We start from the raw sequence: 297 nt of genomic DNA on the forward strand, positions 1-297 counted from the left end.
CTCATTGATTTATCCAACAGAATATTTTAAAAACCTTTATAAAAACTTGTTTATAATTTATCAATTACCAATTATATAGTTGTAATCAGTCCTTTAAAAATGATAGGTGCGCTTCATTAAATTCTTTGGCATGCGTTGCATTTAGCCCATGTGGACCACCCTTTATTAATACTACTTTAGAATTAGGAATTGCTTCATGTGTTAATTTCCCACTATATTCAAATGGTACAGTTGCATCTGAATCACCATGAATAACATGGGTAGGTATATTAACCTTGGCTAAATCGCCTCTGAAGT

Annotated in this window: 1 protein-coding gene; it reads right to left on the reverse strand. The window is 31.6% G+C overall.

All coding sequences use genetic code 11. The features are described 5' to 3' along the window. Nucleotides 1–85 precede the first annotated feature (85 nt). The coding region (locus tag ACSG5Z_RS30935; RefSeq protein ID WP_435712868.1) for an alpha/beta fold hydrolase at nt 86–297 on the reverse strand (212 nt) is incomplete at its 5' end.

It is taken from the genome of Bacillus pretiosus (assembly GCF_051294775.1).
Classification (GTDB): Bacteria; Bacillota; Bacilli; order Bacillales; family Bacillaceae_G; genus Bacillus_A; species Bacillus_A wiedmannii.